This is a genomic window from Ruegeria sp. BB5 (assembly GCF_056539405.1).
In genome coordinates, this window is record NZ_JBQFUX010000001.1 from 400184 (window position 1) to 417080 (window position 16897).

16 protein-coding genes and 1 tRNA gene are annotated in these 16897 nt (G+C 56.9%); 6 read left to right on the top strand and 11 right to left on the bottom strand.

Annotated features, from left to right (window positions below):
• Nucleotides 1-45 precede the first annotated feature (45 nt).
• From ACR0DL_RS02005 to ACR0DL_RS02015, 3 genes are all read left to right on the top strand, one after another.
• Nucleotides 46-1605, top strand: a complete 1560-nt coding sequence (locus tag ACR0DL_RS02005) for a trimethylamine methyltransferase family protein (protein WP_480687341.1) — start codon at nucleotides 46-48, stop codon at nucleotides 1603-1605.
• A 121-nt stretch (nucleotides 1606-1726) separates the two neighbouring features.
• Nucleotides 1727-2314: a heme NO-binding domain-containing protein gene (locus ACR0DL_RS02010; RefSeq protein WP_480646186.1), complete on the top strand. Its 588-nt coding sequence runs from the start codon at nucleotides 1727-1729 to the stop codon at nucleotides 2312-2314.
• Nucleotides 2311-3333 carry a GGDEF domain-containing protein gene (locus tag ACR0DL_RS02015; protein ID WP_480687343.1) on the top strand — a complete coding sequence of 341 codons (1023 nt, stop codon included), beginning with the start codon at nucleotides 2311-2313 and terminating at the stop codon, nucleotides 3331-3333. Before ACR0DL_RS02010 ends, ACR0DL_RS02015 begins: the two co-directional genes overlap by 4 nt.
• Before the next feature lie 33 nt (nucleotides 3334-3366).
• Here the strand turns inward: ACR0DL_RS02015 and ACR0DL_RS02020 are convergent, their stop codons facing one another.
• From ACR0DL_RS02020 to ACR0DL_RS02055, 8 genes are all read right to left on the bottom strand, one after another.
• The gene (locus ACR0DL_RS02020; protein ID WP_480687345.1) at nucleotides 3367-4059 is read right to left on the bottom strand and encodes a CbiX/SirB N-terminal domain-containing protein; all 693 of its coding nucleotides are present in this window, start codon (nucleotides 4057-4059) and stop codon (nucleotides 3367-3369) included.
• Between the two features lie 71 nt (nucleotides 4060-4130).
• Complete coding sequence (locus ACR0DL_RS02025) at nucleotides 4131-5063, bottom strand: AEC family transporter (RefSeq protein ID WP_170348186.1); 933 nt, start codon at nucleotides 5061-5063, stop codon at nucleotides 4131-4133.
• 42 nt (nucleotides 5064-5105) lie between these two features.
• Complete coding sequence (locus ACR0DL_RS02030) at nucleotides 5106-5903, bottom strand: MBL fold metallo-hydrolase (protein ID WP_170348187.1); 798 nt, start codon at nucleotides 5901-5903, stop codon at nucleotides 5106-5108.
• Nucleotides 5900-6706 carry a TatD family hydrolase gene (locus ACR0DL_RS02035; protein WP_170348188.1) on the bottom strand — a complete coding sequence of 269 codons (807 nt, stop codon included), beginning with the start codon at nucleotides 6704-6706 and terminating at the stop codon, nucleotides 5900-5902. The genes ACR0DL_RS02030 and ACR0DL_RS02035 overlap by 4 nt, the downstream gene beginning before the upstream one ends.
• Nucleotides 6703-7824, bottom strand: a complete 1122-nt coding sequence (locus ACR0DL_RS02040; RefSeq protein WP_480687347.1) for a DNA polymerase III subunit delta' — start codon at nucleotides 7822-7824, stop codon at nucleotides 6703-6705. The genes ACR0DL_RS02035 and ACR0DL_RS02040 overlap by 4 nt, the downstream gene beginning before the upstream one ends.
• Nucleotides 7825-7834: 10 nt before the next feature.
• Nucleotides 7835-8458 carry a dTMP kinase gene (gene tmk, locus ACR0DL_RS02045; protein ID WP_480687349.1) on the bottom strand — a complete coding sequence of 208 codons (624 nt, stop codon included), beginning with the start codon at nucleotides 8456-8458 and terminating at the stop codon, nucleotides 7835-7837.
• Nucleotides 8455-9621, bottom strand: a complete 1167-nt coding sequence (locus ACR0DL_RS02050) for a D-alanyl-D-alanine carboxypeptidase family protein (RefSeq protein WP_480687351.1) — start codon at nucleotides 9619-9621, stop codon at nucleotides 8455-8457. Before ACR0DL_RS02050 ends, tmk begins: the two co-directional genes overlap by 4 nt.
• Nucleotides 9622-9638: 17 nt before the next feature.
• Entirely contained in the window at nucleotides 9639-11006 is a 1368-nt protein-coding gene (locus ACR0DL_RS02055; RefSeq protein WP_480687353.1) for an SPOR domain-containing protein, read from the bottom strand.
• Nucleotides 11007-11208: 202 nt separating this feature from the next.
• Here ACR0DL_RS02055 and ACR0DL_RS02060 point away from each other — a divergent pair.
• The 3 genes from ACR0DL_RS02060 (at nucleotide 11209) to ACR0DL_RS02070 (ending at nucleotide 14298) form a co-directional block, all read left to right on the top strand.
• Nucleotides 11209-11298 (top strand) — tRNA-Ser (locus ACR0DL_RS02060).
• 454 nt (nucleotides 11299-11752) lie between these two features.
• Nucleotides 11753-12460, top strand: coding sequence for an IS6 family transposase (locus tag ACR0DL_RS02065; protein ID WP_480687355.1), 708 nt, complete (start codon nucleotides 11753-11755; stop codon nucleotides 12458-12460).
• Nucleotides 12461-12627: 167 nt separating this feature from the next.
• On the top strand, nucleotides 12628-14298 hold the full coding sequence (locus ACR0DL_RS02070; protein WP_480687357.1) for a GMC family oxidoreductase: 1671 nt from the start codon (nucleotides 12628-12630) through the stop codon (nucleotides 14296-14298).
• 248 nt (nucleotides 14299-14546) lie between these two features.
• Here the strand turns inward: ACR0DL_RS02070 and ACR0DL_RS02075 are convergent, their stop codons facing one another.
• Genes ACR0DL_RS02075 through ACR0DL_RS02085 form a run of 3 tightly spaced genes read right to left on the bottom strand, consistent with a single transcriptional unit; the run spans nucleotide 14547 to nucleotide 16817 of the window.
• Nucleotides 14547-15035: a hypothetical protein gene (locus ACR0DL_RS02075; protein WP_170348200.1), complete on the bottom strand. Its 489-nt coding sequence runs from the start codon at nucleotides 15033-15035 to the stop codon at nucleotides 14547-14549.
• Between the two features lie 55 nt (nucleotides 15036-15090).
• Nucleotides 15091-15663 carry a carbonic anhydrase gene (locus ACR0DL_RS02080; RefSeq protein ID WP_480662273.1) on the bottom strand — a complete coding sequence of 191 codons (573 nt, stop codon included), beginning with the start codon at nucleotides 15661-15663 and terminating at the stop codon, nucleotides 15091-15093.
• 47 nt (nucleotides 15664-15710) lie between these two features.
• Nucleotides 15711-16817 (bottom strand): NmrA family NAD(P)-binding protein, encoded by a 1107-nt coding sequence (locus ACR0DL_RS02085; RefSeq protein WP_480662271.1) that lies wholly within the window; start codon nucleotides 16815-16817, stop codon nucleotides 15711-15713.
• Between the last annotated feature and the right edge of the window lie 80 nt (nucleotides 16818-16897).

The window sequence follows — 16897 nt, forward strand, 5'->3', positions numbered from 1 at the left end:
GACCTTCGGGGCTTGCTTGTGATAGAGCAAGCTCCGGAGGATCAGATGGCAGACACAAAAACTCGTAGGCGTCGTGGTGGTGGACGTGCCGGGGCCGCTGAACGCAGAGGTACTGCGGTAATCGACCAGATGCCGTGGAGCCCGCCAATCAACATCGACCGCCCGACTGAACCGTTGGATCAGGACGGGATCGAGGCGATCCATGAAGGGGTCATGCACATCCTCGAAGAGATCGGGATCGAGTTCTACAACGAAGAAGCCAAAGGCATTCTGCGCGAGGCAGGGTGTACGGTCGAGGGCGACAATGTTCGCATGGGCCGGGACTTTGTCATGGAGATGGTGGGCAAAGCCCCTTCAAGCTTTACGATTACTCCGCGGAATACGGACCGCACGATTGAGATCGGCGGAAAGAACATGGTGTTCGGCAACGTATCATCGCCGCCGAATTACTGGGATATGGAGATCGGTACCAAGGTTCCCGGCAATCGAGATATGTGCCGCAACCTGTTGAAATTGACGCAATATTTCAATTGCATTCACTTTGCGGGCGGGTATCCGGTTGAACCCGTTGATATACATGCCAGTGTCCGGCACCTGGATGTGCTTTATGACAAGCTGACCCTGACTGACAAGGCGATGCATGCCTATTGCCTCGGGAAGGAACGGGTCGAAGATGTGATGGAGATGGTCCGCATCGCTGGCGGGCTGAGCCATGAGGAGTTCGAAGCGACGCCTCGGATGTATTCGAACATCAACTCGACCTCACCGCTGAAACACGACCACCCGATGATTGACGGTTGCTTGCGTTTGGCGCGGCGGGGGCAGGCGATTGTTGTGACGCCGTTCACGTTGGCTGGTGCAATGGCTCCGGTAACGATGGCGGGGGCTGTGGCGCAATCGCTGGCCGAAGCCTTGTGCGCAATCGCTCTGTTCCAATACGTGCGTCCGGGGATTCCCTGTGTAATCGGGACGTTCACATCCAATGTGGATATGAAGTCAGGCGCACCTGCCTTTGGTACACCGGAGTATATGCGTTCCACCCAGATGACTGGGCAAATGGCACGGTTCTACAACCTGCCGATGCGGTCGTCGGGGGTGTGTGCCGCAAACGTGCCCGATGGCCAATCAGTTTGGGAGACCTCGAACTCTCTGTGGGCGTCCGTTCAGTCGGGTACCAATATGGTATACCACGCAGCAGGTTGGCTTGAGGGAGGGTTGATCGCCAGCCCCGAGAAATTCATCATGGACTGTGAAATATTACAGCAAATTCAGCGCTATATGCAGCCTGAAATTACCGCGACCGGTCCAGATGAAATCGCGTTGGATGCGATCCGGTCGGTGGGCAATGACGGACATTTCTTTGGTATTCAGCACACTCAGGACCGCTACACCACCGCATTCTATCAACCCTTTCTGAGTGATTGGAAGAACTTCGAGGGGTGGAATGTTGCGGGTGGCATTTGGACGGCGGAGCGGGCCCATCACATGTTCAAAGAGATCATCACCAGCTTTGAACCACCGGCGCTGGATGATGCGATCCGGGATGAGCTTGCCGACTTTGTCGCCCGTCGCAAGGCCGAAGGTGGGGCGCCGACGGATTTCTAGTTCTCTGTCAAAGACTTCCACTGTGATATTTGTTCAGATTGTTGGAATCCAACGTCCTATCTTGGGGGTTTGTTAAGGAATCTCGGGCCAGATTGGAGAAGTAACCAATCTGGGGCATTTTATGCATGGTCTGATCAATCGGGCGGTACAATCCTTCGTATGCGCGACCTACGGGCAGACGTGCTGGTTGCACGTGACCGAGATGGCTGAGCTGGGATTTACCGAGTTCGAGGCCATGCTCGTCTACGATGACGACATGACTGCCCGGGTTTTGGACGCACTGTGCGGCGAACTAATGCGCCCACGTGCCGAAATACTCGAGGACTTGGGAACATATCTGGTGTCTCACCCGAATATGGAGGATCTGCGCCGTCTGCTGCGCTTTGGCGGCGTCACTTATGTAGAGTTCCTGCATTCCCTGGATGACTTGTCCGACCGCGTCCGTTTGGCAGTTTCCGACCTTTGTCTGCCAATGTTGGAGCTTATTGAGGTGAGCCCAACAGAATATCAATTGTATTGTCATCCCGGATTGGCCGGATATTCCAGCGTTATGGTCGGGGTTTTGCGCGCCATGGCCGACGATTACGGTGCCTTGGCCATGTTGTCCCATGACGGGCAAGAGGGCGAGGCCGAAGTCATCTCAGTCGTACTTGTGGAAAGCGCTTTTGCCGAAGGGCGTCATTTCGATCTTGGGGCGCGCAAATCATGATGGATACTGGCGATCTGGGTTCTTTGCTGGAAACACTATGTCCAATGTTCGTTCTGGTGAGCGAAACTGGGCGGATAACACGCGTAGGGCCGACGTTGCAGAAACTTCGCCCGGATCAACCGATGGAGGGGAAAGAATTTCTGGATGTATTCGAGTTGATACGCCCGCGCGCTGTCACAACCCTTTCGGCTCTGATGTCATTGGCTGGCGCAAAACTGCACCTGAAACTCCATGATACGCCACGAACGGTGTTGAAGGGATTGGTTGCGCCACTGCCCAACGGAAAAGGCGCAGTAATTAACCTGTCCTTCGGCATTTCGATTTTGGATGCTGTACGCGATTATGCGCTGACCAGTGCGGACTTTTCTGGCACCGACCTTGCAATCGAACTGCTGTACCTGGTCGAGGCTAAATCGGCCGCGATGGAGGCTTCGCGGTCGCTTAACCTGCGGCTGCAAGGGGCGATGTTGGCCGCCGAAGAACAAGCCTTTACCGATATGCTGACCGGGTTAAAGAACCGTCGGGCCATGGACGTGGTTCTGGGCCATCTGATATCCGGGAATTCGCCTTTCGCCCTGATGCATCTGGATTTGGATTTCTTCAAGTCGGTCAATGATCAATATGGGCACGCAGCGGGGGATCACGTGTTGCAGCAGGCCGCACGGATCATGGTAGAGGAAACCCGCAACGATGACACAGTGGCTCGCATTGGCGGGGATGAGTTCGTTATTATCTTCAAGGGTTTGATGGATGAATCTGTCCTCTCAGCAATTGCGTCACGTCTTATTGACCGGCTGCAAAAACCAATGGTGTTCGAGAAAAACCCCTGTCGGATATCAGCCAGTATCGGGACCGCGTTGTCCACGCAGTTTTCGCCCCCCAAATCTGCGGAAATTCTGAACGCGGCTGATTTGGCGCTGTATGAGGCGAAGAGGAAAGGCAGATCTCGGCATTGCTTATACTCGACACTGGTGGGGCGTCGGCAAGGCGACCCGGCATCCGGGGTTCGTTTGGATTAAAATCGCGCGGACCCGGCTTAGATGCGATCAAGCCTAATCGAACACACGGCTCAGAGTGTTTGCAATATGGCGCTTGATCGGTGGTAGCTCTCCGACAACTGGCATGAGTTGTCCTTTGAACGTGGCTTCAGCCAACTCTTGCGGCAGGTCCTCAAGAACGTGACCGCCGGTGCAGGCAAAATAGGGCAGGCAAATTGCTTGCTCCGACAAACCTGACGCGGCCTCGGAGATGGAAGGGGGTTCTTCGACAAAACCCACACGAATGGACCTGAATGCCAGATTTTTTTCTAACGTGCTGGCGAAAGCAAGGGCAACGGCAGATGGGTTGCGACTGCGACCTGAGCCATGAGCCGCCACAACGAGATCCGTTTCCTGCGCCGTCCACTGGTTTTCCACCAACCTGTCGCGCAGCGCCCCGGCCACAAGTTCTGGTAGGTCAGGGTCGATACCAAGCGGGTCCAGAATGCGTAGATTTCGCCCGGCAAGACGTTTGGGTAGCGCGCTGGTGACAAACCACCCTTTTGCCATGAACAGCGGGTAAATTACCGCGTCATCTGTCAGCTTTGAAACGCGCTCTTCGAATATACCCGGTGCCGCCAGCGTTGCCGACCGCACAGTCACCTTTGCGCACAGTACGTCGACCTCGGCGGCATACTCGGCTAAGACCTGTTCGGCCGGGGTCGGGTCCGACGGTTGGCCATGGGCGACGATAAGGGCGTGGTGCATTCGAATTGTCCTGTTAGCTTTACCGATAGGTGCGTCCCGCCGCGCCAGAGTCAATCCAAACTAAGGAGCCATCAACCTAAAAGTGTCAGCCAGAACCAGACCGTCAGAATCGAGGTCGCCGTTCCAATCAAAACGGATGAGGCTGCCACCCGTTTTGCGTGTCCGTACATGTTGGCAAATATATAAGCGTTGAAGCCGGGCGCCATCGCCGCTGTGAGAACGCCCGAGCGGAACAAATCCTGAGGCAGACCAGCAGAGGTCCCAAACAGCCAAACCAGGGCGGGGTGCAGGATTAATGAAATGCAGCAGACATAGGCAATCGCGCGCAGATCGCCCTCGGGCTTGTATTTGACTAGAACCCCGCCCAGCGCAAACAGGGCGCCGGGCAGGGCGGCACGAGTAATAAGGCCAAGCGCTTCGTCCAAAACTGAAGGTACGCCAATTCCTGAAAGGTTAACGATAAATCCCAGCGCGATACCGAGGATCAGCGCATTGCGGAACATTGCCGACATCACCGACCGGATCATGCGCCTGCCGCCATTCCCCCGGTTTCGGACAACTTCCATCACCGTGATGCCGATGGCATAGCAAAATGGCGCATGGAAGGCGATGATGGCGTAGTTCCCGTCCAAATTCTCGGACCCAAAGGCGCGTTCCGTGATCGGAAGGCCCAGCAAAACCGAGTTCGAGAACAAACAGCAAAAGCCGATGGCGACGCAATCTTCCCACTCGCGGTGAAAGATCAGGCGGGCGCCGAAAAAACCGGCGGTGAAACACAGGGTTGCCGCGGCATAAAAGCTGCCAAGTAGCCGGGGATCGAAACTTGCACTTAGATCCAGATGTGCGATGGCCAGAAACAGCAGGCAGGGAATCGCGAAGCCCTGGGTGAATTTCATCAACCCTTCGACATGGGCTTCTTTGAAATACCCCAGGCGGGTCGCGGCGTATCCGGCACCGATCACAAGAAATACCGGCAGGATAACTTCGATCAGAGTTTGCAGCATCCAGCCGCCCCAGAGTGTTTCGCGGGCTGCAACGGCAGTGCCCTATAAATCCTGATGGATCACCATACCGTCATAGGCAGGGGTGATGTGATCGGCGGTTTCGGCGTCAACCGTGACATAGTCGAGGTCGATATGCATGTTGGTCAGAACCGCTCGTTTGGGTTTCAGCTGCTCAATCCATTCCAACGTTTTATCCAGATGGGCGTGTGTGGGATGAGGGCTACGGCGCAGGGCGTCAATGACCAGACAGTCCAGCCCTTCCATCATAGGCCATGCGTCGTCATAAAGTTCGGCGACGTCCGGCAGATACACCAGCTTACCCATCCGAAAACCCAAAGAATCGATCGAGCCATGATTGACCTTGAAGGGGTGAAACGGGATCGAACCGCCGGGGCCGTCGATTTCGAACGGGCCGTCGATGGACTTCAAGTCAAGGATCGGCGGATAGGGAGAGCCTTCGGGTTGGATGAAGGCATACCCAAACCGCCCCAGCAGGGCGTTCTGCGTATCACCGTCGGCCCAGACCGATACTCTCTCGCGCATGTTATAGACGATCATGCGCAGGTCATCGATGCCGTGGACGTGATCGGCATGGGAATGAGTATAAACCACGCCATCCAAACGCCCTGTTCCAGTACTCAGCAATTGGCTGCGCATGTCGGGGGTGGTGTCGATCAGCACCGTGGTCGTGCCATCTGGCCCGTCACGTTCAACCAGCATCGAACAGCGGCGGCGAATATTCTTGGGGTTCTGCGGATCGCAATCCCCCCAATGCCCGCCCAGTCGCGGTACGCCGCCGGACGAGCCGCAGCCAAGGATGGTGCAGCGCAGCTGGGTCATGCAGCCGCCTTGTAGGTTGCGGCCTTGGTGAACAGACGGTCGAAATTGGCCTGCGTCTGGGCCGCGAAATCGGCATAGTCCAACCCGAACACTTCGGCCCCTTTATGGGCGGTGTGGGCGGTATAGGCCGGTTCGTTACGTTTACCGCGATAAGGCGGTGGGGCCAGATAGGGGGCGTCAGTTTCCACCAGAACGCGGTCGACGGGCGCGGCAGCGAAGATATCGCGCAATTCCTGGCTTTTGGGGAAGGCGGCGATGCCGGACATGGACAGGTAGAAACCCAGATCCAGCGCGGCGCGGGCCAGTTCCGCCGAGGATGAGAAACAGTGCATTACGCAGGAATAGGGCGCATTGCGGTGTTCCTCAGCCAGAATGCGCGCCATGTCATCATCAGCTGCGCGGGCGTGGATAATCAGCGGCAGACCGGTGTGCTGGGCGGCCTCGATATGAACGCGCAGCGATTGCTTTTGTACCGAGGCTGAGTCAGCGGTGTAGTGGTAATCCAGACCGGTTTCGCCGATGCCGACAAATTTCGGGTGCCGGGACAGCGCGATCAGTTCGTCGACCGTGGCCATCGGCTCATCCGCGGCGCTCATGGGATGGGTGCCTGCGGCATAGAAGATCGGCGCGTGTGCCTCGGCAATGGCACGAATGGTGGGTTCGTTGCGCAAGCGGGTGCAGATCGTGACCATGCGGGTCACGCCTGCTTCGGCGGCATTGGCGATGATCTGGTCCAGCTGCCCCTCAAAATCGGGGAAGTCCAGATGGCAATGGCTGTCGGTGATCTGGGGGGTGTCGCTCATCTGGTCTGACCGGCGGTTTCCTGTATCTTGAACACCGTATCTAGGACCAGAGCGGCAGGGTCAAGGTTCACCGCCTGACCATGGCGCGCGCGGGCCGTGATTGTCGCCGCAACCTCGGCCCATTGACGGGCCTGATGCGGAGATGGGGACAAACGAGACAGCGTTTCCGCCTCATTCGGCGCAGCCGCGGGTAGTGGCGGCGCACCGGTTGCGCCGGTCAGCGCCAGGCGCGACAGGACGACGTCGATCAGGGTCAGCAGCAGTTCGAACCGCTCTGCCGCACCGCGTTGGGCAGCGGCTTCGGCCAGGGCCAGCGCGCGCTGGCGATCCATGCGCGGCAGAGTGCCGAGAATGGCGATCAGTTCAGCATAGATCTCTAACCCACCCAGATTGATCAACCGCACCGCATCGCCGACCGACCCGGCGGCCAGCGCCGCCAAATGGTCGTTCTGCGCGGGCAGGTCCGCACCCGTTTGCACGAGGGCGGCTTGCATATCCTCAGGTCCAAGTGGAGAAAGGCGCAGGGTTCGACAACGGGATCGGATCGTTGGCAACAGGCGTGACGGCTGGTGCGAAACCAACAGTAATGTCGTGCGCGCAGGTGGCTCTTCGAGCATTTTCAGCAGGGCGTTAGCCGCGCTGACATTCATCTCATCCACTGAATCGACGACTACGACACGCCGCCCGCCATCGGCCGAGGACAGTCCGAAGAATTTCCCCAGCTTGCGAATATCATCAACGACGATTTCGTTCCGCAACCGCCCCTGATCATTCACGGATCGGGTGATGGCGGCCAGCCCCGGCTCGGCCCCGGCCAGTATGCGGTGTGCGACCGGATGTTCGGGATCAATCGCAAGGGTTTCAGGTGGCGGAGGGGCACCGAACAGCCCATCCTCTTCCACCGGCGGCGTTGCCAGCAAAAACCGTGCAATCCGCCAAGTCAGGGTTGCCTTGCCCACCCCGCGCGGGCCAGTCAAAAGCCAGCCGTGGTGCAGCCGGTCCGAGGTGTAGGCGCTCAGAAATGCCTGTTCAGCCGCGGCTTGCCCAAACAGTTGCTGGGTTTCGCGCGGGTGCGGGGCACCGGGGGCCTGATCCGGGGTTGGGGTATCGTCGCTCATCTATCGTCAGTCACAAAGCTTGCAGAACGATATCTGTCACATCCTGTGCAACGCTGTCCATGTCGCGGTTGCCGTCAATCACGCGAAAGCGGTCCGGAAACTCATCGGCCAGCGCCAGAAATCCGGCGCGCATCTTTTGCTGCAGATCGATGCCGAAATCTTCGAACCGTTCTTCTGTGCCCTGTCGCCCCTTGGCGCGGGCCAGACCGGTTTGTGGGTCCATGTCGATCAGCAGTGTCAGATCGGGTTCGCGCCCAATCACCAAGCTGTGCAATTGATCAACCACCCCGCGCAAATCGCCGCGCGACAGGCCCTGGTACATGCGAGTACTATCGGCAAATCGGTCACAGATAACCACTTTGCCAGCGGCAAGAGCGGGCTCGATTGTGCGTTCCAAATGATCCCGCCGCGCGGCAGTGAACAACAGCAATTCCGTTTCGGCCGACCAGCGGTCGGGGTCGCCTTCCAAAACCAGGCGGCGGATCTCTTCGGCCCCGACCGAGCCACCGGGTTCGCGCGTCAGCACGACCTCATGACCAAGATCGCGCAAACGCTCGGCCAGCATGCGTGCCTGCGATGATTTGCCTGATCCATCAATGCCTTCGAAGGTCAGAAACAACCCGGACTTTGTCACAATGCGTCCAGTGGATTGCCGATCACATCGGTCAGAAAGATACCGCCCACGGTCATCATACGCACCACGAAGCCTCCGGCCGGGACGCTTTCAGACGCCACCAATGGGCGGCGGATTTCCGGCAATCCTTCCGGTTTGATAACCAGCTCAGCCATTTGTTGGCCCTTTTCAATTGGCGCGTTGACCGGCCCGTCATAGACAACCTCGGCCTCAATATTCTTGTCACCCAGAACTGGGAACAGCAGCGACAAGTCCTCTTCCGGGACCAGACCCACGGTCTTTTGCGCGCCCATCCAGATCTTGGCCTCGGCTATTGGCGTGTCCGCGTTGGCAACTGTCCTCTCGACAAAATTTCGAAACGACCAGTTAACCACGGCCTCAGCCTCCTCTGCCCGTTTGCTGGTGCTGTCGAGACCTGAGAGTACAAAAATCACCCGACGGTCACCCTGTTTGGCCGACCCGACAAGGCCATACCCGGCCTCTTGCGTGTGGCCGGTCTTCAGACCGTCGGCACCGATCCCCAGCTTGAGCAGCGGGTTGCGGTTGCGTTTGTTCGACGGCGCGCGGCCATCGAATTCAAACTCTTCCTCGGCGAACAGGGGGTAGTATTCCGGGAAATCCGAAATCAGATGATTTGCCAACACAGCCAGGTCATGGGTGGACATCATATGACCGGCAGCGGGCCAGCCGTTCGAGTTGGCAAAGTTGGAATTGTTCATGCCCATTTGCTGCGCACGTTGCGTCATGTATCGGGCAAACCCAGCCTCGGTTCCGTCAGGGCTGAGCGCCTCGGCGATCACCACGCAAGCGTCGTTGCCCGACAGTACGATAATGCCGCGCAACAGGTCCTCGACCCTAACGCGGTCCTGCGTGTTCAAGAACATGGTTGAGCCGCCATAGCTCATGGCGTGTTCCGAAACCGGCAGTGTTTCATCCAATGTCAGGCGGCCATCGCGCAGTGCCTCGAACGCCACGTAAAGCGTCATAAGCTTGGACATAGAGGCAGGCGGTAGGGGCAGATCGGCCTCTTTGGACAGTAGAACCGTACCTGTGGTCTGATCTACCACATATGCCGCGCGGGCTGTTGTATCAAAGGCTTGGGCGGGCAGGGCAAACACAGCCAGCCCAAGGGTCAAAACGGATGATCGCAGTGAGGACAGCACGAGGGGCCTCCTTTGTTTCAATTCTTGACAGAGAACGCGTCGGAAAACCCAAGGTCTCTGACGTCGCTTTGCAATGCGTTGCGTTCCGAGCGGGTTTTTGCCGGGCCAACCAGCACGCGCCAGACCGTTTTGTCGTCGGTCTTCAGCTCGCGAACGTTGGCAGTCATTCCGTTCCGCTCAATTTTTTGCGCCGCGCTCTTGGCATTGGCTTCGACATTGAAGGTTCCAACCTGAACAAACGGCTTGGTCAGAGATCGTGGTGCTGGATCCTGAGCCACCGGAGCAGGCGCGCTTACCGGGGTGGGGTCGGCCGCTTCAATCGCGGCTGCAGCACCTGCAACGGGGTCAAGCGGCGTTTCAGTGATCTCGTTAGGATCTTTCTTTTGCCACCACTTCCGTTTAGCCGGTTTGTCCTCGGGAGGGGTGACTTCGGGGTCAGACAGAGAGGGGGCCGCGGTGGGCTGAGTTGCGGTTTCTACCACTTCTCCCACCGCATCAGCGGTTGCCTCAGCTGCGGTGTCGCTTGTTGCCGCCGCGGTAGCTCCGGCTGCGCCCGCTGCGGCAACCGGTTCCTTCTTTTGCCACCACTTCCGTTTGGCTGGCTTTTCCTCGGGCGAGGTGACTTCGGGGTCAGATTGAGTAGGTGACGCTGTTGCCTGAGCTGCGGTTTCAACCACGTCTTCCGCGGCATCGGCGGTTGCTTCAGCTGCGGCGTCGCCTGTTGCCGCTGCAGCGGCTCCGGCTGCACCTGCTGCGGCAACCGTTTCCTTCTTTTGCCACCATTTCCGCTTTGTGGGTTTTTCGGCATCTGCCGTAGCCGTTTCTATGGCTGCGTCTTTTGATTTTGCTTCATCGGTGACCGATCTATTCTCGGTTGTCGCGGTTTCTTCGGGCTTGGGTTCTTCTTTTTCTACGGGTTTGCGCCGCAGGGCAGTAACCTGAACCTTGGTCGGCGCACCCGCAAGGATACCCAGCTTGCCAGCGGCCGCAGAGGACAGTTGTAAAGCCGGGCCGGGCAGGTTTCTTTCCCGCCGGAACAAGGCGCCATTCACAGATTTGTTGTTTTTCGGATTCTTGATGACAACGCGTTCGGGTTGGGTCACATCCGGGTGGGCAACCCAGATACCGCCCAAGGACGGACGCCCATCCCACAGCGCGGCCTCGGTCACATTGAAGGCCTCTGGCGCTTCGACCGTTGCGCCTGATTTGTCTGAATGACCGGGAAACAGTTCGACGGTACCGCTGGTCTGGGTGCCGTCACTTGGTGCGTCCGACAATGCTTCCTCGGTCGACAGTGTCTCGTCACACCCCGCCAGAATTGCCAATGTCACGGCCAGCACCGCCCACGATCGCGGTTTTACGCGTGTCTCAGTCGCTCGCTTCATTTTGTCATCCCTTGCCTGAAGGGGTCTCGTTTCCTGAACCCCGCCGCCAATTGCCGGTTCTGTCTTGCCGGTCTGTTACGGTCTTTCCTGCAAAGCATAACGTGGGTGAGGTGTCATGGAAAGACCACTGCACATCCTTAGGCGAGAATTCCCTATTTGCTCTTGCCACCGATTTCAGTTGGCCTTAGACCCAGCCCCACGCGGGGAGGTGGCAGAGTGGTCGAATGCGGCGGTCTTGAAAACCGTTGGGCGTGAGAGCGTCCCCAGGGTTCGAATCCCTGTCTCCCCGCCACTCATACCTGTCTCTCTTCAGTTGTATTTTCTGATCCTGAATTGTTCCGCAGTTCCCGCGAGTTGGCGCATGCGCTTTCAATCAGAGACGGAGCAAACCGTACACTCTGAGTAGAATTCAGGCCTCAGTCTCAGTGCCACATTTTGTCGGGGTCGCTTTGAGCTGGATTTCCCTGATAACCCGCAATTTACAGGGAAATTCCGCAAAACGGGACTGAGTTCCGTCATTTCTCCTATCGGTACTGTATGTTTTTCAGAGGTTTATGTTGCCAATTCCCTAAAAGGTGGAACAGGGAATTTTCTCGTGGGAACAGGGAATTGTGACTACGGATCAGGGAGGGAAGATCCTGTATCAGGGACGACGGATCTGGGGATGTCAGAAGCCGAACAGGCGCTCCGGTCTTGTCAGAAGAACTTTGGTTGAGCGGGGCAGGGGTGTTGCGTAGCTTTTGCCCATGACCAGACCTGCCTCCTTCAAATACTTTAAAACCAGTCCTGAGATCATCCGCCTTGCGGTGATGCTGTACATCCGTTTCCCGCTCTCGCTTCGGAATGTCGAAGATCTGTTGCATGAGCGAGGCATCGACGTGAGCCACGAAACTGTCCGATATTGGTGGAACAGGTTTGGTCCGGTGTTTGCTTCTGAGACCGGAAGAAAGCGTATTCAGCAATTTAGAACATACTCCAAATGGAAGTGGCATGTGGACGAGGTCTTTGTGAAGGTAAATGGCAAGAGGCATTATCTTTGGCGGGCCGTTGATCACGAAGGTGAGGTGCTGGAAGCCGTTGTCACGAAACGGCGAAACAAAGCTGCAGCACTGAAATTCCTCAATAAATTGATGAAGCGGCATGGTTGCGCCGAAGAGATCGTTACCGACCATTTTGCATCCTATGAGGCTGCGCTCAGACAATTGGGTGCACTCGAAAAACAAAGGACGGGAAGGTGGCTCAATAACTGCGTCGAGAATTCACACCTTCCTTTCCGACGACGCGAACGCGCGATGCAACGGTTCAGGCGCATGCGAAGTCTACAGAAATTCGCCTCCGTCCATTCCTCCGTATACAACCACTTCAACCAGGAAAGATCGCTCGCAAGCCGAGATACCTTCAAGCTGACCCGCGCCGCCGCTCTTAGCGAGTGGCGTCAACTTTGTTCCGGATAGGTTCGCGGTTTCCGAGGCAAACTGAGACTAGTTCGAATTAGTCTGACAGCACCAACTGCTGCAATCTGACCTAAAGCAGACACTGGTCTAAACTTCAGGCTGTGTATGGACTTCTTTCTTCTCTGACAGAGTTAATGCATTGTGCATGAGCATGTTTCGAGGATTGCATGAAGATAGACGAATACGATTTTGTCATTGTTGGCGCCGGTTCGGCCGGCTGTGTCGTTGCCGAAGGATTGAGTCGCGATCCGTCAGTTTCTGTCTTACTTCTCGAAGCCGGGCCAATTGACCGTAACGTCATGATACAAATTCCCGCCGGAGTTTATCGGGCCTTCCGAAACAAACGGATCAATTGGAATTACGTATCGGAACCCGAAGCCGGGTTGAATGGCCGCCGGATACCAACCCCGCGAGGGCGAGTTGTGGGAGGGTCTTCTTCGATCAATTCAATGGTCTATATGCGTGGTCATCCAGACGATTTTAACCGCTGGGAGCGCGATCATGGACTTGCGGGTTGGGGGTATGCCGACTGCCTTCCTTATTTCAAGGCAGCCGAAAGCTATGATCAAGGAGCCAATGATTGGCGAGGAAACTCGGGCCTTCTAAAAGTAACACGCACAGATAACACTGACCCACTATTCGACGTTTTTCTTGAGGCTGGCGCACAAGCCGGACAGGGAGCAAGTGATGATCTGAACGGTCAGCATCCTGAGGGCGTGGCGCGCTATGACGCTACGAAAAGCCGCAATCGCAGGTGCAGCGCCGCAACAGCTTACCTGACCCCGGCATTACGGCGCCCGAACCTCAAAATGCAAACTGGAGCCCATGTCGAAAAACTGGAAATTCGCCGTCACCGCGTTGAGGGTGTGACGTTCCAGCTGGCTGGGGAGCATAAGACTGTAAGGGCGAAACGAGAAGTTGTCTTGTGTGGCGGAGCGATCAACTCGCCTCAATTGCTCATGTTGTCCGGTATAGGTCCGGCGGATCATTTGCGTGATTGCGGCATCCAAGTTCTTGCTGATTTGCCTGGCGTTGGCCAAAATCTTCGGGATCATGCCAAGATAAAGCTGCAGTTTGCCTGCCGCAAACGGCTTGCATTTCACCGCATCGGCAATCCTTTGGTCAGGGCGACCGCAGGGGTGCAATGGGCCCTGACCGGCCAGGGCATCGCTACGTCCAACATATGGGAAGCGGGTGGCCTCATACGCAGCAATGATGATGTTTCCCATCCCAATCTTCAGTACCATTTCGGCCCCTTGGGATTTACGGTTCAAGGGGATCGTATCACGATCAATCAGGCGTTCTCAGTCAACGTAGATCATGCAAGACCACGAACGAAAGGCTACATCGAACTTAACCGCACCACGCCTCGGGGACCACCAAGGTTGCATTTCAATTATCTTGCCGACCCCGACGACCTGCGCGAAATGGGAGAAGGTGTGCTCCGCGCGCGAGAGCTTGTGGCGCAACCGGCCTTTGACGAATTTCGCGGCGCGGAAATGACTCCGGGTGCCGATTGTCGAACAAGTGAGGATATCGAGGCCATGCTGCGCGAGAGAGTGGAAACCGCTTTTCATCCGTCGTGCACCTGTCGGATGGGCTATGATGGACTGGCGGTGGTTGATAACAAATTTCGTGTGCACGGAATTGAAGCCTTGCGCGTAGTGGATGCTTCGGTTTTGCCAGAGATTACAAGCGCCAATCTCAATGCACCTACGATGATGATCGCGGCCAGGGCTGTGGATTTCATGCGGAGTGCACCACAGTTGAAACCGATGCACGAAGAGGCGGTCCGCACAGGTAAGGAGCGCGCGCGATACAATTCTGTTGAATGTTGACTCAGGCTTTCTGGTCGCTGACAGCACACTGGGCATCTAAGCTGACTTTTGCGTCAACTGTAGCGAATTTACGCTTCGTCCCCCAAACTGTGAGTTCGGACAGCACCATAGCGCGCAATCGCAGCGAAAGACCGGTAACCGGATTGCGGCTGCAGCATCGTGAGGGTGGGACGAAGGTCCGGAAAGGGCCGTGAGACTCAGTTGGGGCGGGCAGCAGCGCTGCCTGCCCTGGAACAATACCTGTCCTCTCATGCCGAGGCTGTCTTGGGGCCATCTGCCTTCAACAGCCGTGCAAAGATCATCACATGCGTGACCAAAAGTACCGGCACAAAGAATGTTGGAATGAACCAAGTGGGGCCAAAGTAGTTAATTGCCTCGGCCTGGCGCAAGGCGTTCACCAGATCGACAGTACCAAGGATGTTGAAACCCCACACCAACGGAAGGGCAACCACTGATCTCCATCGCAAAGCGATAAGCGCGGCGATTGCCAGAAACGCCGAGAGTAGATCGCCATAGCTGGCGCTGGTTGCGAACACCTCGGGCAAACCTCCGTTGTTGAGATTTGGTACCATGAAGCTCATTCCGATGTGTCGGAAAGCATGCGGCAACAGCAGCATTGAGAGCGCCGCAGCCACCGACAGCCGTGCAAGCCAAGGTGCAACGTACCATGCCGCGATCAGAGCAAAGACAAAGAGACTCATCGCGAATTGAAGAAGGAATATCACTGTGGGGGTCATCTGATCGATCCTTTCGATATGCGCCTGTTTACGTGAATAGGGGGTGGGCAGACCTTCATGCTCGAGCCGCAGTTTGCGATACGCTCGCCTCGGCCCGGATTGTCCCCAGTGAAGCGGCTGGAGTAATCTCTTGGGCTTTTCCAGTGGCGACATCGTAAAGCAAGGCCGAGACGGTGATCGCGTCCGGTACCTCCGGTGCTGCCGCTAGACGCTTGATGTCTGCCGAAAGGTCGCTTTCCTGATCCGTGATTGCGTATTCGGATACGTTAATCCCAAGCTTTTTTAACAGCGCGTCCTGAAGGTCCGGATTGGACAGCCGCTCGGCTCCACATTGTGTGTGCTGCATCAGGATGACGTTGAACCCCTGTTCGCGGCCCTCCGTCATAGCGCTCACCAGAAAGGCGAGGGTGGCGATTTCTTCGATTGCGGCGCGCGTAACCCGTCCGCCATTGTTTCGGATCACAACCGCGTCGCCAAGCTCCAGTCCGAGGATGTGCGCGGGATCGACCCGGGCATCACCGCAGGTCAGAACAACCGTTCGCAACTTTGGCAGGATCGGCAGGTCAGCACTGTCAAAGCCCGCAGAGAATTCCTGGTTTCGAGTGATAAGTTCGTCCTGAATGTTCATTTAGAGGTCCTTTCGTCTTGGGAGACAATCCTTCGTCGTTTGCGGTCTCAGGCAACACGCTTCGGTTCGGTTTGTACGTCCTTGGGTTGGTGCTTTTCTGTCCAGGCCGCATTGTCCTGACAGTACGAAGCGGATGAGAGCTGCACGTAGTCTCGCTGCTTCTGAGCGTGATCAAGATCGAACGGGCGCGTCGTGAGAATCTTCAGGAAAATGCCGATCGCGCCAATGCTGCCGGACAGGCTGCGCACCAGGTCGGGTTGTTCAGCAACCTTGCGTCGTACAATGCTTTCGAAGGCTTCTGGTTCGTGCCCGCTGACTTGGAACACGTCTTCGGTTGGGGCATTCACCGCGAAGGCGCCTCGCCTGTACTCTTCTGAATAGATTGCAAGCTGGGTGACTGCCGCTTCCGAATAGTTTGCAGGGCGAAGGGCTTTCAGCGCTTTGATCATCATTCGTTCGGAAATATCGACATAGCGTACCCGCCGCCCCAGCGCGCGGCCCATTGCTTCGGCGATCTCGTTGGGCGACAGCAGCGTTGGACCCGTGGGACGATAAGTCTTGCCTGCATGGTGTGCCGGATCCGTCAAGGCACCGACAACCACGCGGGCAATGTCTTCGTTTGAGGGGGCGGCATTCTTCTTCACGTCGCCGTCGCCGAGCGGCATCGTGAACGTCCCAAGATGGGCCGCCATGCCCAGTACCATCAGGTAGTTTTCGGCAAACCAGCCGACATTCACCGTGGTCACAGACATCTCGGGACGCATGCCGATCAGGATATCGCCCAGGTATACTTCACGTGTAAACAGTGATGGGTGATCTACGCTCGAAAGCCATTGGCTAAGTGTAACGACGTGTTCGACCTTTGCTTCGTAAGTCGCAGCGGTGAAGACCGCACTGAAGTGCAGCCCATTGGGTGCTGTCGGAGCGCATTGATACGCCCGCTGCACGCCTTTCATCGCCGAGCGCATGTCGCTCAGGGAATACTGGTCACCCACGAATAGTTCAGCGCCCGCGCGTTCGAGAATATCAGAGCGATGATCCCTCTGCCGTATGAAAGCGCGGACAGGATAGGCTTTGGCTCTGAGTTGAAGCGCGACTTGCAGCCCGGTCTTGCCGCTTGCGCTGGTGACGAGGATCTTAGGCTTGGCAGGCACGGGCACACTCCTTTAGATGATGCTTGCAATCTATAATTTAGATGATACATGTAATCTTAATTGTCAACCCCGCCTAGGAG